Below are 2949 nucleotides of genomic sequence, written 5' to 3' on the forward strand. Positions count from 1 at the left end.
GGGGGCGGGCGCGGGGGATCACGCGGCGGGGGCGGGCGGCCGCGATCCGGCCACCCGCCCCCGCACGCGTCGCGACTCAGTGGGCGGAGTGCTTCTCCGCGCCACGGTGCCGGTGCCCCTTGAGCTCGGCGTGCATCGCCGGGGCCGCGTGCGCCGTCGCGCCCGCCGCGTCCCGGCCGCCGTGCCGGAAGGCCTCGCCGACGCCGTACCCGGCGGCGGCGTAGGACATCGAGCCGGCGCTCGGCTCCGGCGCGAGCCGGGTGGGCGGGCTCGCCATGCCCCGGCGCTCCAGCAGGTCCTGGGTGCCCTGGCGGAGCTTGGCGGTGCTGCCGGGCGTTCGCTTGGTCATCGTCGGCCTCCCTTCGTCGGCCTCCGGGCCGGACGGATGCCGGCCGGAGGGGCCGCACGGGCGTTATGTCCGGATTTTATCCGGGTTGCGGGCCCGTGCCACCGCGGAGAAGCCGATCTGCCGCTACGGGGGCGGGGGTGGGCACCGTACGCGCGGGGGCAGGCGGAGGCGCCGTACGGGGCCGGCCGCCTCAGCCCATGACCTCGTGGACGAAGCACCAGCGCCAGTCCTCCCCCGGCTCGTACGAGCGGATCACCGGGTGGGAGGAGTTGTGGAAGTGCGCGGTCGCGTGCCGCTGCGGCGAGAAGTCGCAGCAGCCGATGTGACCGCAGTCCAGGCAGATCCGCAGGTGCACCCAGTCCCGGCGGCCCTGCGCCAGGCAGTCGGCGCAACCGTCGGCGGGCGGCCGGGGCTCGATGTCCTGAGGAGCCAGAGCGAGGTCTTCGCAGGCGCTCATGACTGAAAGGCTATGCCGCCCCGGCGCGGATCGCCCGCTCAGGGCGCTTCCGCCCCCTCGGCGGCCGCCCCGTCCGCTCCCGCACCCTCGGTCACCGCTCCCGCGCCCCCGGCCGCCGCTCCCGGAGCCGTCCAACTCGCCAGCAGGGCCAGCTTCTGGGCGGTGGGCGAGTCCGCCGGGGCGGTGTAGACGACCAGCAGCTGCTCCGGCGAGCCGTTGACGCCCAGGGTCTCGTAGCCGAAGTCGAGTCCGCCGACCAGCGGGTGGTTCACCTGCTTGACCCCGTGGGTCTTCTCCCGCACCAGGTGGTCCGCCCAGAGCCGGACGAACTCCGCGCTGCGCAGCGACAGTTCGCCCACCAGGGCGGCCAGCTCCGGGTCCTCCGGGTGCAGTCCGGCGTCCCGGCGCAGAAAGGCGACGGTCTCGGCGGCGACCGCGTCCCACTGCCCGTAGTACTCCCGGGCGGACGGGTCGAGGAAGGCGTGCCGGGCCTGGTTGGGCAGGCCGTCCGGGCCGGCGTCGGAACGCGTGGAGAAACCGTTCACCGCGTCGCCCAGCGCGTTCCAGGCCAGCACGTCCATCCGGCGGCCCAGCACGAAGGCCGGCACCCCGGTCATCAGGTCCAGCAGCAGCCGCGTCCCCGGCCGGACCCGCTGCCGCCCCCGCACCCGGGCGGCGGAGGCGGCCGGCGCCTTGGGCGGACGGACCAGCGAGCGCAGGTGCGCGGCCTCCACCCCGTCCAGCCGCAGCACCCGGGCCACCGCGTCCAGCACGGCGTCCGAGGCGCTGCCGCCCCGACCCTGCTCCAGCCGGACGTAGTAGTCGACGCTGACGCCCGCGAGCTGCGCCACCTCCTCCCGGCGCAGGCCCCGCACCCGGCGGCGGCCGTGCGAGGGCAGGCCCACCTCCTCCGGCAGGATCCGGGCCCGGCGCGAGCGGAGGAAGTCCCCCAGGGTGTTCTCCATGCCGGGCAGGGTAGTCCCGGAGGGGTGTCCCGAGGGTGGCTCTGGCTTTCCCAGGCTCCCCGGTCCCGGGAAGGCCCGTCCCGGGAAGGCCCGTCCCAGGACGGCGGTGCCCGGGAGGAACGCACCCCTGGGTAGCCGGTCGCGGCCCGCGCAGAGTGGTCGGCGTCAGCCCGGCCGAACCCTCTGGAGCCCCCGATGAGCCACCCGTCCCTCGCCGCCCGCACCGCCGTCGTCACCGGAGCCGCCAGCGGCATGGGCGCCGCCACCGCCCGGCTGCTCGCCGCCTCCGGCGCCCGGGTCGCCCTGCTCGCCCGCCGCACCGAGCGGCTGGACTCCCTCGCCGAGGAGATCGCCGCCGCGGGCGGGCAGGCCCTCGCCGTCACCGCCGACGTCACCGACCAGGCCTCGGTGGACGCCGCCGCGAAGGCCGTCCACGACGCCTACGGCCCGGTCGACCTGGTGGTCAACAACGCCGGGGTGATGCTGCCCAACCCGCTCGCCGACGGCCGGATCGACGAGTGGACCCGCATGGTGGACACCAACCTCACCGGCGCGCTGCGGATCGTCCGCGCCTTCGGCTCCGACCTCACCGCGGCCGCCGCCGAGGGCCGCACCGCCGACCTGGTCAACGTCTCCTCGATCGCCTCGCACGTGGTCTTCCCCGACTACGCGGTGTACGGGGCCACCAAGGCCGCGCTCACCCAGCTGTCCGCCGCCCTGCGCAGCGAGTTCGGCCCGCGCGACGTCCGGGTCAGCGCGATCGAGCCCGGACTGACCGACACCGAACTCGCCGGGCACATCGACAACCCGGTGCTGCGCGAACAGCTCGGCGGCATGTTCGACGCCATCCCGGCCCTCGCGGCCGAGGACGTCGCCGACCTCATCGCGTACACCGTCAGCCGCCCCCGGCACGTCAACCTGCGCCACCTGGTCGTCCTGCCGACCCGCCAGGCCTAAGGCCCCGTCGTACCGGCACTGCGCAATCCCCACTCCTCGCCCACGGGTGGCATGGGAGCATGCCATCCGTGGCGATCGTGACGGGGAGAACGGACGGCGACACCGGCGGGGGCGACCCGGGCGGTGCGCCCGCGCGGCGGAAACGCGGCGGCGGTGACAGCGCCCGCGACGACGAACGGACCGGCGCACCGGCCGACGGCGGCGACGAACGGACCGGGGTA

At 76.0% G+C, this 2949-nt stretch carries 4 protein-coding genes; 1 reads left to right on the forward strand and 3 read right to left on the reverse strand.

Annotation, left to right across the window (positions count from 1 at the left end):
- Positions 1–76: 76 nt before the first annotated feature.
- The 3 genes from AE652_RS38785 to AE652_RS38795 all read right to left on the reverse strand — a co-directional run bounded on the left by AE652_RS38785 (position 77) and on the right by AE652_RS38795 (position 1771).
- Positions 77–349, reverse strand: a complete 273-nt coding sequence (locus AE652_RS38785) for a hypothetical protein (protein WP_049660170.1) — start codon at positions 347–349, stop codon at positions 77–79.
- Between the two features lie 190 nt (positions 350–539).
- Entirely contained in the window at positions 540–806 is a 267-nt protein-coding gene (locus AE652_RS38790) for a UBP-type zinc finger domain-containing protein (RefSeq protein ID WP_049660172.1), read from the reverse strand.
- Positions 807–844: 38 nt separating this feature from the next.
- Positions 845–1771: a helix-turn-helix transcriptional regulator gene (locus AE652_RS38795; protein WP_049660173.1), complete on the reverse strand. Its 927-nt coding sequence runs from the start codon at positions 1769–1771 to the stop codon at positions 845–847.
- Between the two features lie 195 nt (positions 1772–1966).
- Between AE652_RS38795 and AE652_RS38800 the strand changes: the two genes are divergently transcribed.
- Positions 1967–2728, forward strand: a complete 762-nt coding sequence (locus AE652_RS38800) for an SDR family oxidoreductase (RefSeq protein WP_049660175.1) — start codon at positions 1967–1969, stop codon at positions 2726–2728.
- The last annotated feature ends 221 nt before the right edge of the window (positions 2729–2949 follow it).

The sequence above is a fragment of the Kitasatospora sp. MY 5-36 genome, from assembly GCF_001182915.1.
GTDB lineage: Bacteria > Actinomycetota > Actinomycetes > Streptomycetales > Streptomycetaceae > Kitasatospora.